A 17,137-nucleotide genomic window follows, 5' to 3' on the forward strand; every position below is an offset into this window, starting at 1 on the left:
GAACAACGATGCCAGCCAAGCCAATGCAAACCCGAAGAAGAGTGACCGGCCCAGACGTATCAAAGGTGTATTGCCTCTCATGTTTAGAAGTCCCCTGATCCTGCTCTGCTTTGAAATCTCATCAGGAGGCTTCCTGATTAAACGGAATAACCTGTATCCGACCGATCGCAAGACCGGCCGCAACCCGCTCATCCCACTTGTTTGCGAGATGAGCGGACTCTTTTGGGTAGTCAGGTCAGAATAGTATTTTGGCCGCGATCTGAACCTCACGCGGGGTGTTAGCTTGAGAGGTAATGGCCCCAAAGGTCGTATCGGACACACCTACATCTGGTCCAGAGAAAACTGGAGTATTGGAGACATTGAAGGCCTCACACCGGAGTTCCAGCTTGATCTTTCCGGTCACAGCAAACTGCTTGAAGATGGAGGCATCCAGGTTGATCGCTCCTGGATTGCGTAGAGTTCCCGATGTGCGTGACATGTTTCCGAAGGTGTAGGTAGCTGGTTGTGAGAAGTCAGCTGTGTTGAAATACTTCGTCAGCTTATTCTTTACGCTTCCTCCAATCGATGCATTCTGACCGTTCCAGTTAGGACGCTCTCCGGGGTTGAAGATATTGGCTACATTGTTAGCGGAGAAAGCGAGTGGTGTCCCCTTACTTGTAGTGAATATCCCATTGAACTGGTACCCGCCGAGGAGCGCATCGATCCAGCGGTTCCAGTTGGCCCCAAACCGCTCACCTCGCCCGAATGGAAGGCTATAAACACCGCTGACAACTAAGATACGAGGCACATCAAAGGTAGATAACGAGTAAGAGTCTTGCATGAGAGGGACGCTCGCATCTTGATAGGTGCCATTGGAACCGAAGTTCGAATTATCAATGGAGTAGTCATCAAGAGACTTACTTCCCGTATAGGAGAAAAGAAGTGCAAGGTCCTTGCTGAAGCGCTTTTCGATGCGTATCTGGATCGAATCGTAGTGAGAGATTGCACCACTGTCCTGATAACCGTTGACGGTCGTGAACTGCGGGAACGGCGCGAGCAGATAACGTTGTTGAACCGTCGCCCCGGAGAGTGGTCCAGACACCTGGACCTTTCCCTGGAAGGGATTATTGGGAACTGGGTTCAACAGTTGACTGCCTAACGCGAGATCTGAGTCTGGAAGCTGGTTGCGGCTGGGGCTATAAGGCAGTTGCAGACCGTGGCTTCCAACATAAGTAACGCTGATCATCCAGTTCTGCGGCAACTGATATTCAACGCCTAGCTGATAGTTTTCGGAGTATGGAGAGGGCTGGCGGCGCAGGCCAGCGACAATAGAGCTCCCTGTGCTGGTGAGGAGGCCCAAAGTATTTCCTGTCGACGGCACAAAGACGCCGCCAGGAAAAGGGTTGGAGAGGTAGTTATTGGGTGTGACGCCATCGAGAGTGCCGTAGTAGGTGGTCGTAGCGCGATAGCCTGTATTCTGAACAGTCGCGGCGGCTTGATTGGGGCTATCGGCAAAAAAGATGCCAAATGCAGCGCGCACCACGAGCGGCGTAAAGGGATGATAGGCGAGCCCCACCCGCGGCGAAAAGTTCTTGTAGTTGGGATCCGTAACGTTTCGTGGATTGCCGTCGACTCCAGCGTATTCCAGGCCACCCGTCAAGCCTGTGAGTCCAGTCGTTGCTGCAAGGGGAGAAGGCACAGTGAGGTCGAGGTACGTCGTCTGATTGTGACGCTCCGTTCTTGGCCTAAAGAGGTCATATCGGATGCCCAGGTTGAGCGTTAGCTTATTGGTAGCTCTCCAGTCGTCCTGGAGGTAGGCCGCTCCATAGTGACTGAGCGTATTGACGATCTTGAAGTAATGCACGACCGACCCTGATCCGAGCCCCAGTAGAAATGAAGCAAACCCATCGCCGGCGCCGCTTGAGGCTGTGAGCGCGTTAGGACCTTGGGTGAAGTTCGTGCCAAAGCTGAAGGTGCCTGACGCTTCACCATCGTCATTGATGTTGTTGGCCAAGATCCGAAACTCCCCACCAAAGTTAAGCGTGTGGCGCCCCAGCGTCTTCGTGTTGTTGATAAGAAACGAGTCTTGCAAATATCCGGCTTTTCCCTTGCCCGCCTGGCCGCCAGACCCGATCCCAAGATATCCAGCTGGACTTATTCCAGGAAATGTAAGTGCCGTGGAAGAACTCGCAAGTGCAGCGGCGGCCAGATAGGAGGGGAAACCCAGGGTTGTGGGATCAAATCCGTCGCCCGCAGTAGCAGTGTTGTAGTTGACGTGAGTTACACCTGCCCTGAGCTCAAAGATGTACGTTGGATTTACAGCAAAGCTGTAGTCCAACCCGGCACCGATCGCAGGCTGTGAACCGGTCGATGCATTCTGTGCTACCTGAATCGCTGCTGGAAAAAGATGGCCGTAGCCTTGTACCGGATTCCTCTTGGAGAAGCGGAAGGCCACTCGTTGACGGTCGGAGATTACCTCATCCACTTTGATGTCGTACTGATTAATCGTAGAGAGCGATGGGGCGATCGCATAGAAGTTGTTTACAGGTCCAAACGCGCTCGTGTTGGGCAACGGATAATACTTCAGAATATTGACAGCGACGGGATCAAATCGCGAGGGATCGATTACATTTCCTGGAAAGGGGGTTCTAATGTAGGTGGTAGTACCTGAGGTGACTACTTTCTGAGTGGTCGTCGGATCGTAGATGGTCACATTTTGAGGAAAGATTCCCGCTCGCTGCGCAAGGGTTGGCACTCTCGTCAAGGTTCCGCTAGGTGAGTCCTGGCGGAGGCCTTCGTAGTCGACAAAGAAGAACGTCTTATCGCGCCCATGGTAGAGCTTTGGGAGATACACCGGACCGCCGAGGCTGAAGCCGAACTGGTTCCGCTTTAAGCTTGGCAATGCGACTCCAGCCCTGTCGGAAAAGAAAGTGTTTGCATCCAGGTAAGAGTTGCGGAGGAAGTCGTAAACGCTCCCATGCAGGTTGTTCGTTCCGGATTTGTAGACGATGTTCATAATTCCACCGGCTGCATTGCCGAACTGCGACGAGAAGTTGCTGGTTTGTACCTTGAACTCCTGGGTGGCATCGACAGAGGGAAAGATGCTAAGAAGAGTGAAATCGTCCGACGGCGGTGCGGCTGGAACGCCATCCAGCAGAACGTCCGTGCTGCCGGACCGGGCGCCGTTCACATTGAACTGTAGACCGATAAAGGTAGAGTTTACGGAGCCTGTGACACCCGGGACGAGGAGAATCAGGCTATACACGTTCCTCTGATTCAACGGAAGGTTTTCAATGCTCTGGTTCCTGATGACTTGTCCGATGTCCGAGCTCTGGGTCTCCAATAGAGGTTCAGCGGAGTTCACCTGGACCGTCTCAGAGATCGATCCTATCTTGAGGACGAGATCCACCTGTGCGTTTTGGTCTACATCCAGTACCAGACCTGATCTCACGAGCCGTTTGAATCCCGTGGCATCCACGGTGACGCTATAGGGTCCTGGAGGCAGATTGGAGACAACGAACTGCCCCGCGCCGTCTGTCTGAGCCTTTACCGTCACCTGGGTTCCGGCGTTCGTAACGGACACCACCGCATTTGGGATGACAGCAGCGCTCGAATCACGGACCGTACCCGCGAGTGAGGCTGTGATCCTTTGTGCATTTGCTACTGACAGGCTTGCCACCAGAAAAATGACAGAGCGCAGTAGAAGAAACCAAGCTTTGCGGGCCTGAAACAGATAGACCAAATTCAGTGGTGAAGGACTTCGGTGCATCGCAACCTCAAAATGGAACGAAATAGGAATGAAGCAGAACAGAACGGCCTGACTGAATCTCGTTGGGAAACGACCGCGCATCCACAATCAAAACCTATTCGTAGTAAATTGCCGAACCGAACGGAAACAAGGTTAATTTACCGTCTATGAAACCTGTTTACGGTAAACACTTATTTAGAATCATTGTGTTACATGAAACCTTGTGGGCTACACAGCACACGCAGTCCTACGGCTTCCCAATTGAGTAATCAGGCATTCCCTCTCGCTGAATATGAGAGTTGTCCATAGTTGAGCAGGAAGATCTGAGACTACAGATAGTGAAACGGCGATCAACATGGGTCAGGTCCCAGTCCCTTCAAAACAAAACCTGGACTTTCAACCGCGTCCCTCATCCATAGCCTGAACCGCCGAATTTGATGACATACGCCTAAAAGATGATTCTCGACCTCAGACCCAGCAACGCCGTTGTGTACTCCTTGACAGCATTTGTAGGGTGCACCGAAACTTCGAGATCGGGTCCCAGCTCCATGCTCTGCGTCAGCCTCACTCGGTAAAACGTCTCGAAGAGGCTCTCATGGTGCCTGGCACCATGGCTTGGGTCCGTGATGTTGATCGAAGCTCCAAACATGTCTCCACGGCGCCCAAATGGCCGTACGTGCACGATACCTGCGTCAAAGACTCTCTTGATCGAAGAACCTGTATCTGTTGCCACCCCGAGACGCCCAAATGGAGCCCACCCATCTTTGAGTTCGTAATCGGAACCGAATCCCGCACCCGCTCCACTTCCCAGCGTAGCCGTATCGTCTCGCCACACCAGAAACCGGAAGAGATGCTCCTGCTGAGTCGGGGCACCCTCTTTCCAACCTAGCTCGATCGCATTCATGTACTTCTTGTCGACCAATGTCTTGAGATTTCTCTGCTGGGCGCCTTCGGTATCGACCGTGACAGCATGGATGTAAATGTGTGGCGTCGCCTGATACTCGAGTGCGGCACCGCCTGCATAGGTTCCATCCGATGGAATCGTAAGGTTCCCGTCATTTTCGGCGTTTAGAAACTGGGTGCGCTCATCATTGTTATAGAGACTTAGACTGATGAATTCATTGGGGTGAATCTTACCTATATAGAACGCCATCTTCTTCTGATAAAAATCCTGGCGATAGTAGAGGATGTTGAGCGTGATCGGTTCCTGCGGCCCTCCGCCTGGCAGACAGTTCAAGACCAATCCGGAGCCCAGCTGATCGCTTAGATTGAACTTCTGGCTAACGCCGAGATTCTCGCCAGACCGCACCAATAGGCTGAATGTCCCAGCGTTCCCGCCATGGTCGTAGGCTTTCCATCCACCTGCAAGGTCGAACCTTGCTGTTGCCCAGTTGTGCCGCACGCCGTCGGGCGTCTCGGTCGCATATTGATTCACAATGGTGTAGGTCGCAGCGAAACTAACCCGCCTTATCCTGCGGAAGTCGTTCAACATCATGTCGACGGGAACCAACGCAGGGCGAAATGGATCCCGCAGAAAAAGAGGATCCGCCGGTACCTTTGCCAACACCGCTGAGTCCTGATCGAGAGCTTGCCCGGGGAATGGTTGAGGCGGAGAGTGTTCGACTGCAACCTGATTTTGTTGCCCAGCCATAGCTTGTCTCTGTACCTGAACGCGCGCTGAAGCGTCCGGAGCGCCAGATCCGATCTGTGACGATGCATACCGCGGCGCTGCAAGAAAACCCGCAATTAGCGCCACACACGCCAGAATGCGTGCCACATGGCGGAGGTCCAACTTCGAGAGCTCGTAGAGACTGCACATCGAGTTTCACTAACCCAATCGGAGCGTTGCAGCCATCGAGCATCGAACGATAGAGCAGAATCCCTATAGATGTACCCAGTGGCGATCATCTGAAGGGCACTTTTCCCCAAGAAAAGTGCCGCTGCTCAGCTCTCTCCGGGGGATAGTAATAGGGATTCGGCTCTAGTCTTGCCGGAACGTGTGCCTGCCCAGACACTTTATACCGATTTCTATCCCGCGGTCATCCTTGAATAAGCTCTATAGAAAGAAGAGAGGCCTTCGATAGACGCGTGTCTTCCCTATTGAGTCTTTGTCGCGTGAACCAGCAATTCGACGCCGGGGACAATCCTATCCAAGAGAATAGCCTCAGGCTTCTCAAGCTCCTTGAGTTCGGATAGCTGTTGCTTCTGCTTTTCTGCACTTATCGCCTGATTCTTTTGCAGACTATCGAGAGCCAGCAGACCAATCGTGGCGGCATGAGTGAGATTGCGAGACACCGGCACCAACTCGGCGGTCAAGTCAGATTTTTCCAGCGAAGGCTGAAGAGCTGCATCGTTGTCTCGCCATAACGTCAACCACCGATGCGCTGTCTCCCAATCCCCAGGGGCAGCTTTTCCTGCGGAGATTCGCGCGGCAAGCTCATCAAACTCCCGTGCCTTTTCGCTTTCGGGTGGAACGGTATCTACGAGTCGATTCAAAGGGGAAAAGGCATCATAAGACTTTAAATCTTCTCTAGCATAATCCCGCGGCGGCTGCACCACGCTGGCAAGAACCTTCAGAGGCCCTGGATCGTTATAGCCACTCAGGCGCCTTAACATCTGCTCGCTGACGCTTTGGAAAGGCAAGCCGTAATACGCGAGCTTTTGAGAGAGCGTGTCGAGACGCTGATACATGGAACTGGGATCTTTTACACTCTGCGCTGACCAAAGGCGTTCCGCGATGACAGCGGTCCGAGGCCAGATTCGACCGTTTGCAGTCTCAGGGGTGACATATTCCGTCCACATCGTCGCTTCGCCGCCCAGGATATGAGCTTCCTGCTCAGGAGATAGCGTGGCCGTGCCGTTCACCAGAGGATCCACCGCGTAATGGTCGGCTGCCGATTGATTCAGATCGACATAATAGCCTGCGGACAAAATCCCGCGATAGCCCCGACGCGCGGCCTCCGCCAAAGAGTCCTGCCCACGCCACGACTGAATCACGACATCGCGAGGTGTGTCAGGCTGTAATACTTCGTCCCAACCCACCGTGATCTTGTGATGATTGGTAACGAGCTTTTGTACCCTACCGGTGAAGTAGGCCTGAAGGCCGGCGTCATCCTTAATGTGATGGCCTTGCATGAACTCTTTGATACGAGGATTCGCATCCCACTCCTTACCGTTGCACTCATCTCCACCGATATGGAAGTAGGCGTCCGGGAAGAGGGCGGTCATCTCGCCGATGAACTTGTCTAGAAACTGGTAGGTGCTTTCACGGGTGGGATCCATTGCTGGATCAAAGACTCCCCAGTGACGTTCGATCTGGTACGGTCCACTGCCGCTCGCTAGATCCGGATATCCGACAAACCACGCTGTTGCGTGACCCGGCATGTCGAACTCCGGAATGACGCGAATGCCGCGGTCGTGAGCGTACTCCAGAATGCCTCGGACCTGATCCTGCGTATAGTACAGACCGTCGGAACCCTTTTCCTGCAGCAGAGGAAAGGTCTTGCTCTCAATCCGGAAGCCCTGGTCTTCGGAGAGGTGCCAGTGAAAGACATTCATCTTCACCGCCTCCATGCCATCGAGATTCTCTCGAATCACATCGAGCGGCATAAAGTGCCGACCGGAATCGATCATCAGACCGCGCCAGGGAAAGCGCGGCTTGTCATCGATGGTCACAGCGGCAACCGAGTAGCCTTCTGGCGTAATGTGAACCAGTTGAAGAAACGTCTGCAATCCATGCAGTACGCCGAGAGGATTGGGGGCGGAGAGCAGCACTCCGGTTGCGGTCACCTCCAGGTGGTAGGACTCATCCTCGCCCAGCTGCTGCACAGGCGCACTCGGGCCGGCCGTTTTGATAACAAACTTCCCTGCCTTAGAAGGCTCGGTGGGTACCTTGAGAATCCCTGTTTCACGAGACAAGATATCGAGAAAACGTGTTTGCGCGCGATCCAGACGCGGCTCGGTGTAGCCTTCGAATACAACCTTCAGTCCATGATTGACCAGCAGACTTCCGGTTCCCGGGATTGCAGCAGCCGGAAGAGGCATGATGGGAAGCTGTACCGACTCTTGTGCCGACGAGTTGCGCGAAAACAGCATGAAGCAAAGCACGAAACTGAAGCAACTCGTACGCATCACAACAGACTTGAACATGGCACCTTCTTTGTCGCTGAGCCTCATGGGCTACATGTAAAGAATTGATACATCCAGTTATAGACGAAGGCCGAAGCTCGCGCTTCGGCCTTCGTCCTGACGGCTTTGGTTATGGGTTAGAAGTAGAGCTTTCCGCTAAACTGCATAACGCGTGCAGCACGAGCGGCAGTGGCTTGTCCAAATTGGGCGTCTCCAAGACCGAGGTCTATGATCGAGAAGTTTGTGTGGTTGAAGAGGTTGAAGGCCTCGGCACGCATCTGAAGATTGATGTCATGGCCGAAGTTGAAGTTCTTCATCAAACCCAGATCGATCTTTTCCAGACCTGGACTTAAGAAGTTTCCAATGCCGCCATCACCAAAGTGGCCTTGAGCCGTCGCGAAGGAACTGGTCGTGAACCATTGGTTCTGAGTCTTGGTCATATGAATGGGTGCCACCAGATCGGGACGAGGAGAGATATCCGGGTTCGGGTTTGTTGCCATCCCCAGACCACCGGGATAGGTACCCGCTGGACTGTCCACCGTGCACAGGTGGTTGGTAGGACTTGCAGGATCGCTGGAAGTCGGTGTCGTGCAGGCAAACGGGTCAACCTTTTGATAGGCGTTTATAGACAATCCTGAGTTGAAGGAGAGAATGCCTGAAAGTTCCCAGCCGCCGAGCACATGACCCGTCAGGCCATGCTGTTCACGGAAGAACGGATCCTTGTAGACGAAGTTGGCGATGAAGATCTGCGGCTCGTTCAGCCCGGACGGGCCGTAGTCAAGCTTCGGGTCATAGACGTAGGTGGTGGCAGTGCCCGGAGAGCCACTTTGACCGCCCTGCGCAGCAGTACCGCGATCGTTCCACGAATCCGTCATATTCTTGGACCAGGTATAGGAGAGGCCCAGCGTCAGGTCGCGCGTCGTCCGATGATTCAGCGATACCTGCAGCGAGCTATAGTTGGCCGTAAAGCCCGGTACCCTGGTCTTGAAGTACGAATAGCCGAGATAGGGGCGAATGTTGTTGAGAGGCACATCCGGATTTGCCTCACGCGTCTCCAGTGTAGGTATATTGTTATCAACTTCACCCTGCATGTGCCGGGAGATTGTGCCAACGTAGGCAATCTCAAGCACAGTGGTAGGGGCCAACTGTTGCTGTAACGAAAGATTGTAGGCTGCATACGAGGGGACCTTGAACGTGGGGGTCCCTGTTGCCGTTATTGAGTTTGGTGCGAGCGCGGGCGCAGCGGCACCGGCGCCTACGGGATTATCAAACGAAGTGCTGTTGATCGTCGTTGTCTGTATCAACGGTGGGTCGGAGAATGCATTTTGTTCCCAGACACCATCAGCTGTGCGATCGAAGAATTCTCCGAAACCCCCACGCAGAACGGTCTTACCATCTCCGTAGAGATTGTAAGCAAAGCCGACACGTGGCCCAAAGTTCCAGTTGTTGGTGGGGTTCACGACACTGCCAAACGGAGAGCAGGTGGCCTGCGCGGAGATGGCTTGCGCCGCCGCACAGTTGGCACCCGTGGGGAAGATCAATCCATTCGCGTAATTCGCTGCGGTATAGGCCTGCCCGGCAACAAAATTTCCGTTACCGTCGAGGGCCGGAGCCTGAGCCGCCTGGTAGATCAACGGGTCAAAGTTCGTGAGCAGGTTCTTTGCATCTGAAGGCGAGGGGAACCTTGTCCAGCGAAGGCCAAGGTTCACAGTCAACCTCTGGGTTGCCTTCCAATCATCCTGGATATAGGCTTCCGTATTCCAGAACCGCAGATCTGGAACCGCATCCTTATCCGCCTGCGTGTACTGATTTACATTGCCCAGCAGAAAATCTCCCCATGTATTGAAGGTGAAGTTCGGACCACCGTTACCAGCGTTTTCGGTCTTCAACATCTGCTGAGCTGTAACGCCTGCACGCACGGTATGATTGCCCAACGTCACAGTGAAGTTGTCAAAGATGTTTCGGTCCAGGTTGCGCTCCCCATACGGAGCGGCGCCCTGTGCTACCCCGATAACGGATCCATCTATAATGGATATGCTCGGAATACGGCCATAGGGGTCTTTATAGGCTTGCTGGTTCGTTAGTGAAGCGAGGACGCTGGGCGAGTTTCCGGGGCCTGAGAGAGATCCGCGGATAGTTCCCTGCGCGTAGACGAACTCCAATTCGTTCACCATCTTTGGAGAGATCGTCCATGTCAGATTACCGACCACATTGTAGCCGGGGGCATTGATACCGACATTCAAGACTCCCGGGAAATTGGGGCCATTGAATAGACCTGTAGGAGAAGTACTGGGAGCCTCGTCCTCCATGCCGCGTGCAAAGAAATGCCACTTGTCATTGAAGTAGTGGTCGATTCGAACCAGATCCTGGCGGAAGTTATTCAGTACCGGGTAAGTCTGGATCTGGTTACCGTACGTGAAGTTGTTGGCCGAACTGAAGCTGGGGGAGTTTGCCTCGTTTGGTGTGTAAATCGATGCCAAGTACACTTTGGCGTTTGCGCTGAAGCAAGAGGGATTGATAGTGCCTGAGCCGCCGCCCGGCGGTACATTCGGATTCGGATTAGGGGTCCATCCTATGATGCAGCCAGCGGGCGCATTCGGTTCACTTGCAGCATAAAACGAGCCCGCAAGCTCAGCCGCTGTGGGCGCCGCCAAGTTGCTCGGCGTAGGAGTCGTGACCTTGCGCCATTCCTCCGACCAGAAAAAGAAGGTCTTCTTCTTGCTCTCGTTGTAAATGTGTGGAATATAGAGCGGGCCGCCAAGGGTGAAGCCGTAGTTGTTGTAGTGATCGGGAGGACGCGCAATATCTGCCTGATTATTGAAGTAGGAGTTTGCGTCAGTGTTCGCCGTGCGTACAAATTCATAGACTGAGCCGTGGAACGAGCTGGTGCCGGAGCGGGTGGCTACCAGAACCTGACCGCCTCCGCTGCGTCCGAAGCTCGCGTCGTAGGAGCTGCGCTCCAACGTAAACTCCTGGATGGCATCCACGCTGGGAACGTTGGTTATCGAGGAGTTCGCACCACTGTCATTGATGTCCGCACCGTCCACCGACCAGTTATTGGCAGTGGTACGTGCACCGTTTACCGAAATAGAAGATGAGCTATTAAGACTGCCAAAACCCGGTGAGTCACCGAGCATGTTCACAACGCCTGGCTGCAGCGTAACCAACTGTTGGAAGTTGCGGTTGACCAACTCGAGTTCGCGCACCTGCGTCCCAGAGATGGTTCCAGCCTGGGAGCTGCTTTCGGTATCTACAGATACCGGGTTATCTTCCACCGTTACGGTCTGGCTTTGAGAGCCTGGCTTCAACTGCGCATTCACGGTGCGCGTTTGTGCCACATTCAGAACAACGTTGCGGTCCGAGAATGTCTGGAAGTTCGGATCCGAAACAGTGATCGTATAGGTACCAGCAGGAAGGTTGCTGGCGGTGTAGTTACCGGAGCTATTGGATTGGACTACGCGAGGCTCTCCATTCACTCCGTTCTGAACGATCGTGATACTGGCATTCTGAATCACTGCCCCGGTGCTGTCCGTTACCGTGCCTGTAAAGGTTCCTGCCAGCTCCTGTGCGTGCGCCAATGGAGAGAACAAAAGCAAAATTGTCGTCAACAGAAGCAGCCAGGAGCGTCCTTTTCTGAAACTCGCCCTCTTCGCAGAGACATCCGGAACGGATGCAACTTCTGTACAAAACATAGAACTAGATTTGATCATGAGGCTCTCCATAAATGTTGCTGCTTGCGGCGCAAGGGCGTAGTTTTCGAATGACTTCGGCTTCGTGTGCGGTTTTGTTCGACCTTCAGATCGCGATCTGTTGCGATCTGAAGGTCGAACTCGTTAGAAGTTCGTTTGCCAAGATGCCGGACAGGATGATTCTTCCCGTCCGGCATAACGTTCTTACGGGTTAAGGTCTGTTCCCAGGGTCTTTGTCAGGGATCCGCTGGTGTCGTCGTCTTTCAACGCCCAAACGTAGCCACCGCCCAAACCATTGGCTTTGATGTAGTTCACCTTGCATTGCACCGACGTAGGATTGTCATAGCTGAATGCCGTGTCGGTGGTTGCATCATACATACGGGCTACGCAACGGGTGGAGTCGTAGGTAGAAGTGAATCCGTTATTCAACAGGTTCTCGACCGTTTGGTAGGTTGCCAGGCCGTCGGTCAAGATGAAGTCGCATCCTGCCGCCGGACTTCCCTGGTTGTCACCCGTCGGGCAATTCCCTACGCCGTTGAGGTTAGGAACCGGAGCAGTTCCATTCGTAGTCAGAGCGCCAGTCGGATCTGTAATCCCGGTTGCGTTCTGATACATGCCGCTGTTGGCTGAGGTCAAACCTCCCGCCCAGCCGGCACCATAGAGTGGGAATCCCATGGTGTATTTGGCTGGTGTTGCACCGTGCGCGAGATAGTACTGCACTGTCGACTGAATCGTAAATCCTGTTCCATAGAGCGGGCTGGCAGGATCGTCGTACAAGGGAGACGCATCATTGGTAGCACTCGAAAAGTCTCCGGCGTAGTTATAGCCATCGACGTTCATGTAGTCCAACACCCCGGACAGAGCCGAGATATTGATCGTGTCATAACCACCGTCGTTGCCCGAATCCGCGGCCGCACCCGGTGTTGACGGACCGGCAGCCAAATCGGCCAGCAACTGATAGGTCTTGCCAGTGGTTCCCGTCAATGTGGTCAGTTCGTTGCGGAACTCAGTCATCAACGCTGTGTAGTTGGCCGTGTCGTTTGCGTTCGGGAACTCCCAGTCGATGTCGAATCCATCGAAGAGAGTACCGGTGGAAACGCCCGAGGCGACATTGCCCTGAATAAACATGCTGACGCACGAGCTTACAAAGGCCTGGCGTTGAGCAGTCGTGCTGGCTGCGAGGTCAAAGAGCTGATTGTAGGTGGGTGGGTTCCATCCGCCTATGGAGATTAACACTTTCAGGTTGGGATGGAGCTGCTTGAGTTGCACGAGCGCACCAAAGTTACCCTGCAACGGGGCTACGGCCGCAGTGGCGCCAGGTACCTGGGGGACTACCTTCTGGTAATCGGCATAGGAGTCGGCGATCGCGCAAGTCACAGTGCTGCCGTTCGCAGCCGGTTTGGCAAAGGCATAGATGACATGCGTAAGGGCGTTGACCTGGCCATTATTCTGCAGGTCTGCAACGTTCGAATTGGCGTAGTAGGTGCCCCACTCTTCAAACCATCCGCCAACAAATGCGGTGCCGCTGCTGCTAGCGGCGGAGGTCGTCACGTTTACCGTGGCTCCAGACGATGTACCGGCGCTATCCTTGGCTACGACCGTAAAGGTATAGCCGGTCGAAGCAGTCAGGCCGCTCACAGTATCCGATGCAGTGGTCGAGGTTAAGGTCGAAGGGCCGCCGGAGATGGAATAGCTGACAGTGCAGCCAGTAGGAGGCGTAACCGCCGTCCAGCTCAAATTGGTGGTGGTAGCTGTTGTGCCGGAGGCCGCCAATCCAGTTGGAGCGCTGGGCGCCGCCGCACAGGAACTTGCCGAGGTCGTCACACTCGCCGCTGAACTCGCGGCTGAGGTGCCGGCAGCGTCTGTTGCTTCCACGGTGAAGCTATATGTAGTCGAGGGGGAAAGGCCGGTTACAACATCGGAGTTTGTGCTCGGGGTTGCAATCGAAGCGCCGCCTTGCAGCACGTTGTAGCTAACCGTGCAACCTGTGGGAGCAGTAACTGCCGTCCAAGCCAGGTTTGTGCCGGAGCTAGTTGTTCCAGAGGCCCCTAATCCAGTCGGTACAGCTGGCACGGTCGAACAGGTTGAGCTTGAACAAGTTCCGGTCGCGGTCCAGGGTTGGCCAGAGCCGGACCCGCCGCTGTTGGTAGCCGGGCTTTGCCCTTGCGTCCACCAATTGGCGACGTAATTCTCGCCACTCAGGCTTGCGGTCATACCAGCTGTGTAGACAGCTGTGGAACTCCATGCAGTGGCGCATGCGGTCTGGGCCGATGCTGTTCTGGGGATCATGAGCGCGATCAGACCAGAGAGCAGTAAGAGAGAAAGAAGAGCACGTTTCATCAGGTCACCTTGAATTCGGAGGGGCATGTTCCCCGCCCGCCCGCGGTTAAGAGTTTGGGAACTCGGTTATGGTCGTGCCAGACAAATCTGAGATAGAACCTGCGAGCGAACCCGTGATAAGGCCGTGAGAGAAGAAAGTAGAAGTGTGGATCAATGGCACAATTGACGTGCCCAGAACAATGCCAACCAAAAGCACGGGCAGAAAGCGATTCGACATTCGTTACATTCGAGACCTCCATGGGTGTATCGATGGAACAAAACGAAATGCGCAGCCCGAAAGTGAGTTAGCCGCAAAAAACTTTTCCTGCGACACCCACCCGAAACAAGACATTAAAACCTGGGTGCAAAAAGATACTTATGAACGTATCATTAGAATCAAGGTCGGTCAACAGGATTTTCACGATAGCCTAACCGGCTCTTTTCGTCTTTGTGCTTACAAGACCGCCCGTGAATACAAATGCGCCGATCCTCCACTCGCTCAAGAAGTTACGACTGCTGACAGCACGCTGGAGCACTCATAACAGCACGGTTCGACCACGCGCTTGCCTGAGGAAATCAACACGTTCTCCAGAATCCTGCCTGTAAGACAGGACTGCCCTGCCAGGCTGCGAACCGAGAACCACTGCGCTTCCAAATTCTACACATCGCACTCAACACCGGCTTCACTTCGTCGATAGCACCGTAACCCTGACAGGCCACAAGAACAATCAATCAGGCACTGCATGAATACGGGATCGACGACGATATGCAGACAAAGGATTGTCTTTATCTAACTTGGTTGCGAAGTAGACAAAATACATCCGAATACAAACGTGCAGAAAGTGCAGTTTCATCCATGATGGGCCTGGTAGCGATATAGCTTTTCTTCTGCATCTCGCATCGCGACGGCGACGGCACCCCATACGACGGCTGAACTTCCAAGGCTGCTTGGCAACACTCGCGCAACAGCAATTTCGCTCTTGCGAAGCATTTCCACCGTCGGCTCCAGCAACGCCGGGTGGGCCCCAATATCTCCTCCAAACACAAAAAGGCTGGGATTCAAGGTAAGTGAGAGATTCAGAACAACATCCCTGAGAAGTCGAGCACGCTGATGAACGACCTTCTGTGCGGTTGAATTACCGTTCAACGCAAGATCAAGCACGCCAATTGCCTTGTGGATCTTTTCCGTCACTCCGGATTTACCGCTGACAGCATTCCAGCTTTTTAGGATGCCAGGGCCACCTAGCACCTGTTCGAGCTGGCCAAATTCATACAAGGATGGCTGCACGCTGGAGATATTGGGAACGTGAAGATAACCGATCTCTCCAGCCGCCCAACTCGATCCATGCACAATCTGCCCATTCACAAAGATGCCGGCACCAACACCCGATCCAGCCGTGACCAGGATAAAGATAAAGCTTTCCTCGGATTGGGCAACACCACGAAAGTGCTCGCCAATCGCAGCAAGATTGGTGTCATTCTCCACGAATAGAGCACATGAAAATTGCTTCCTGAGTATGTCCAGCAAAGGAACATCTCTCCAGGTGTTTAAATCACCGACGGAGACGATAATTCCATCTCGAGCATTCGTGATTCCTGCCACGCCCACCGTCATGGCAAGCAATTTCTTCCACGGCAAACCATGTCTCTGCATGAGTGCCTTCAGTGAAACGCGCAACACCTCGATCACCGCATTCGGATTGCGCGCATCCTTCGGCAGAGGTTCGTATTGCTCCTCGAGAAGAACTCCGTTCAGATCGGTCAACAATATGCGGAGGGCATCTACCGTAATATCGACGCCGGCAAGGCATCCATAGTCCGCCTTGAAGCGAAGATTATCCGGCCTGCGGCCACCGCTCGACGTTCCCTCCCCGATCCACTCAATCAAACCGAGATCATTGAGATCAGAGATGACATTCGCAACAGTGGGAGCGCTCATACCCGTTTCACGAACAAGGTCCGCGCGCGAGCAATTGCCCAGATTCTTCAACAACATCAGAATTGTGCGCGCATTGGTTTGGCGCATCAGTGCTGGACTGCCTATCAATATCGGATTTTTACTCATTCTGCCGCCTTGATGATTCTAGAAATTCTACACTTCCACCATAGGAGCGATCGCTGCCCCTAAAGCCACTTTACCTCCCCACGAAAAGAGCGATGGTGAATAACAACCGATTGAACACGCTACAAATGATACTTGCCAGCAAGGATTTTTCTGCAACGGTCCTTGACTTGTATTGAGAAACAGTTATGACCAAAAGTTCTAAGCAAACATCATGCAGGCTACTCAAAAACGTCCACCGGGCTCACAAACCACTACGCATTGGGTGAAATACGCCTCGCAGCACCTCGATCTGTTCCTTCAACAAACGCTCTGAGATCGCCGCGGATGGAATGCTGGCGAAGCCATGAGGAATGGATGGTACCAGATGAAGCTCAACAGCCACTTCAGCCTCCGTCAGGCGGCGGGCATAGTTGAGCCCCTCATCGCGCAAAGGATCAAGGCCGGCACAGAGAATATACGCCGTAGGCAGATTCGATAGATCCTCAGCTCGCGCCGGTGCCGCGTACGGCGAGACATTGGGAATGTTTTCGCCCAGATACCAACGCCACATCGTCTCAGCCTCTGGTCTTGCAAAATCCGGAACGTCTGTAAACTCACGTGCAGACGGTGTCTCGAGGCGGTCGTCCAGGGCAGGAATCAGGAGCATTTGAAAACAGATCTTTGGACCGCCCCGGTCGCGTGCGAGAAGCGCTATGGCCGCAGCGAGATTGGCCCCCGCACTGGATCCTCCTACAGCAAGAAAGCCGCGATCCAGATTCAGCGTTCGGCTCTCCTCCCAAAGAAATTCAAGCACTCGGTAACAGTCCGTGAGCGCAGCGGGAAATGGTTCCTCGGGAGCGAGCCTGTACTCAACACATACGACGACACACTGTGCGTGAAGAGCGTAATGAGCGCATTGCAACTCCTCGGAGAAGAGATCGCCGCAAAAAAATCCTCCCCCATGAAGGTAAAGCAGTGCAGGCAACGCACCTGCCGCATTCTTTGGGCGGTAGATGCGCACGGGGATCTGGATCTTCTCACCATCAGCGGGCAGAACAAAGAAGTCTTCTACCTCAAGACCGAAATCTGACAACCACGGTTTCGCCCCCTGCCGCGCGGCAGTCATCGCTTCGCGCACAACACGGGCATCCCGAAGAATCTCTCTTGGATGTTTGGCAAGTGATGCGAACGCAGGATCCATCGGTAGGTTCGACATTCTCCCTCCAAGAA

General features: G+C 54.0%; 8 protein-coding genes. 1 reads left to right on the plus strand and 7 read right to left on the minus strand.

Features of this window, described 5'->3' with window-relative positions; all coding sequences use genetic code 11:
* Nucleotides 1-235: 235 nt before the first annotated feature.
* The 5 genes from GSQ91_RS20480 to GSQ91_RS20500 all read right to left on the minus strand — a co-directional run bounded on the left by GSQ91_RS20480 (nt 236) and on the right by GSQ91_RS20500 (nt 13,884).
* The gene (locus GSQ91_RS20480) at nt 236-3,748 is read right to left on the minus strand and encodes a TonB-dependent receptor (RefSeq protein ID WP_158823604.1); all 3,513 of its coding nucleotides are present in this window, start codon (nt 3,746-3,748) and stop codon (nt 236-238) included.
* A 427-nt stretch (nt 3,749-4,175) separates the two neighbouring features.
* Nucleotides 4,176-5,378: a carbohydrate porin gene (locus tag GSQ91_RS20485; protein ID WP_254064756.1), complete on the minus strand. Its 1,203-nt coding sequence runs from the start codon at nt 5,376-5,378 to the stop codon at nt 4,176-4,178.
* Nucleotides 5,379-5,824: 446 nt separating this feature from the next.
* Nucleotides 5,825-7,876 carry a beta-N-acetylhexosaminidase gene (locus tag GSQ91_RS20490; protein WP_158823606.1) on the minus strand — a complete coding sequence of 684 codons (2,052 nt, stop codon included), beginning with the start codon at nt 7,874-7,876 and terminating at the stop codon, nt 5,825-5,827.
* Between the two features lie 116 nt (nt 7,877-7,992).
* On the minus strand, nt 7,993-11,463 hold the full coding sequence (locus GSQ91_RS20495; RefSeq protein WP_254064757.1) for a carboxypeptidase-like regulatory domain-containing protein: 3,471 nt from the start codon (nt 11,461-11,463) through the stop codon (nt 7,993-7,995).
* A gap of 285 nt (nt 11,464-11,748) precedes the next feature.
* On the minus strand, nt 11,749-13,884 hold the full coding sequence (locus GSQ91_RS20500) for a glycosyl hydrolase family 18 protein (RefSeq protein WP_158823608.1): 2,136 nt from the start codon (nt 13,882-13,884) through the stop codon (nt 11,749-11,751).
* A 143-nt stretch (nt 13,885-14,027) separates the two neighbouring features.
* Between GSQ91_RS20500 and GSQ91_RS20505 the strand changes: the two genes are divergently transcribed.
* A complete protein-coding gene (locus tag GSQ91_RS20505; protein ID WP_158823609.1) occupies nt 14,028-14,405 on the plus strand; it encodes a hypothetical protein in 378 nt (125 codons plus the stop codon).
* 308 nt (nt 14,406-14,713) lie between these two features.
* Here the strand turns inward: GSQ91_RS20505 and GSQ91_RS20510 are convergent, their stop codons facing one another.
* Both GSQ91_RS20510 and GSQ91_RS20515 read right to left on the minus strand, forming a co-directional pair.
* Nucleotides 14,714-15,928, minus strand: a complete 1,215-nt coding sequence (locus tag GSQ91_RS20510) for an ROK family transcriptional regulator (protein ID WP_158823610.1) — start codon at nt 15,926-15,928, stop codon at nt 14,714-14,716.
* A gap of 241 nt (nt 15,929-16,169) precedes the next feature.
* Complete coding sequence (locus GSQ91_RS20515) at nt 16,170-17,123, minus strand: alpha/beta hydrolase (protein ID WP_158823611.1); 954 nt, start codon at nt 17,121-17,123, stop codon at nt 16,170-16,172.
* Nucleotides 17,124-17,137: the final 14 nt, after the last annotated feature.

The organism is Granulicella sp. S156 (genome assembly GCF_009766105.1).
Taxonomy (GTDB): domain Bacteria; phylum Acidobacteriota; class Terriglobia; order Terriglobales; family Acidobacteriaceae; genus Granulicella.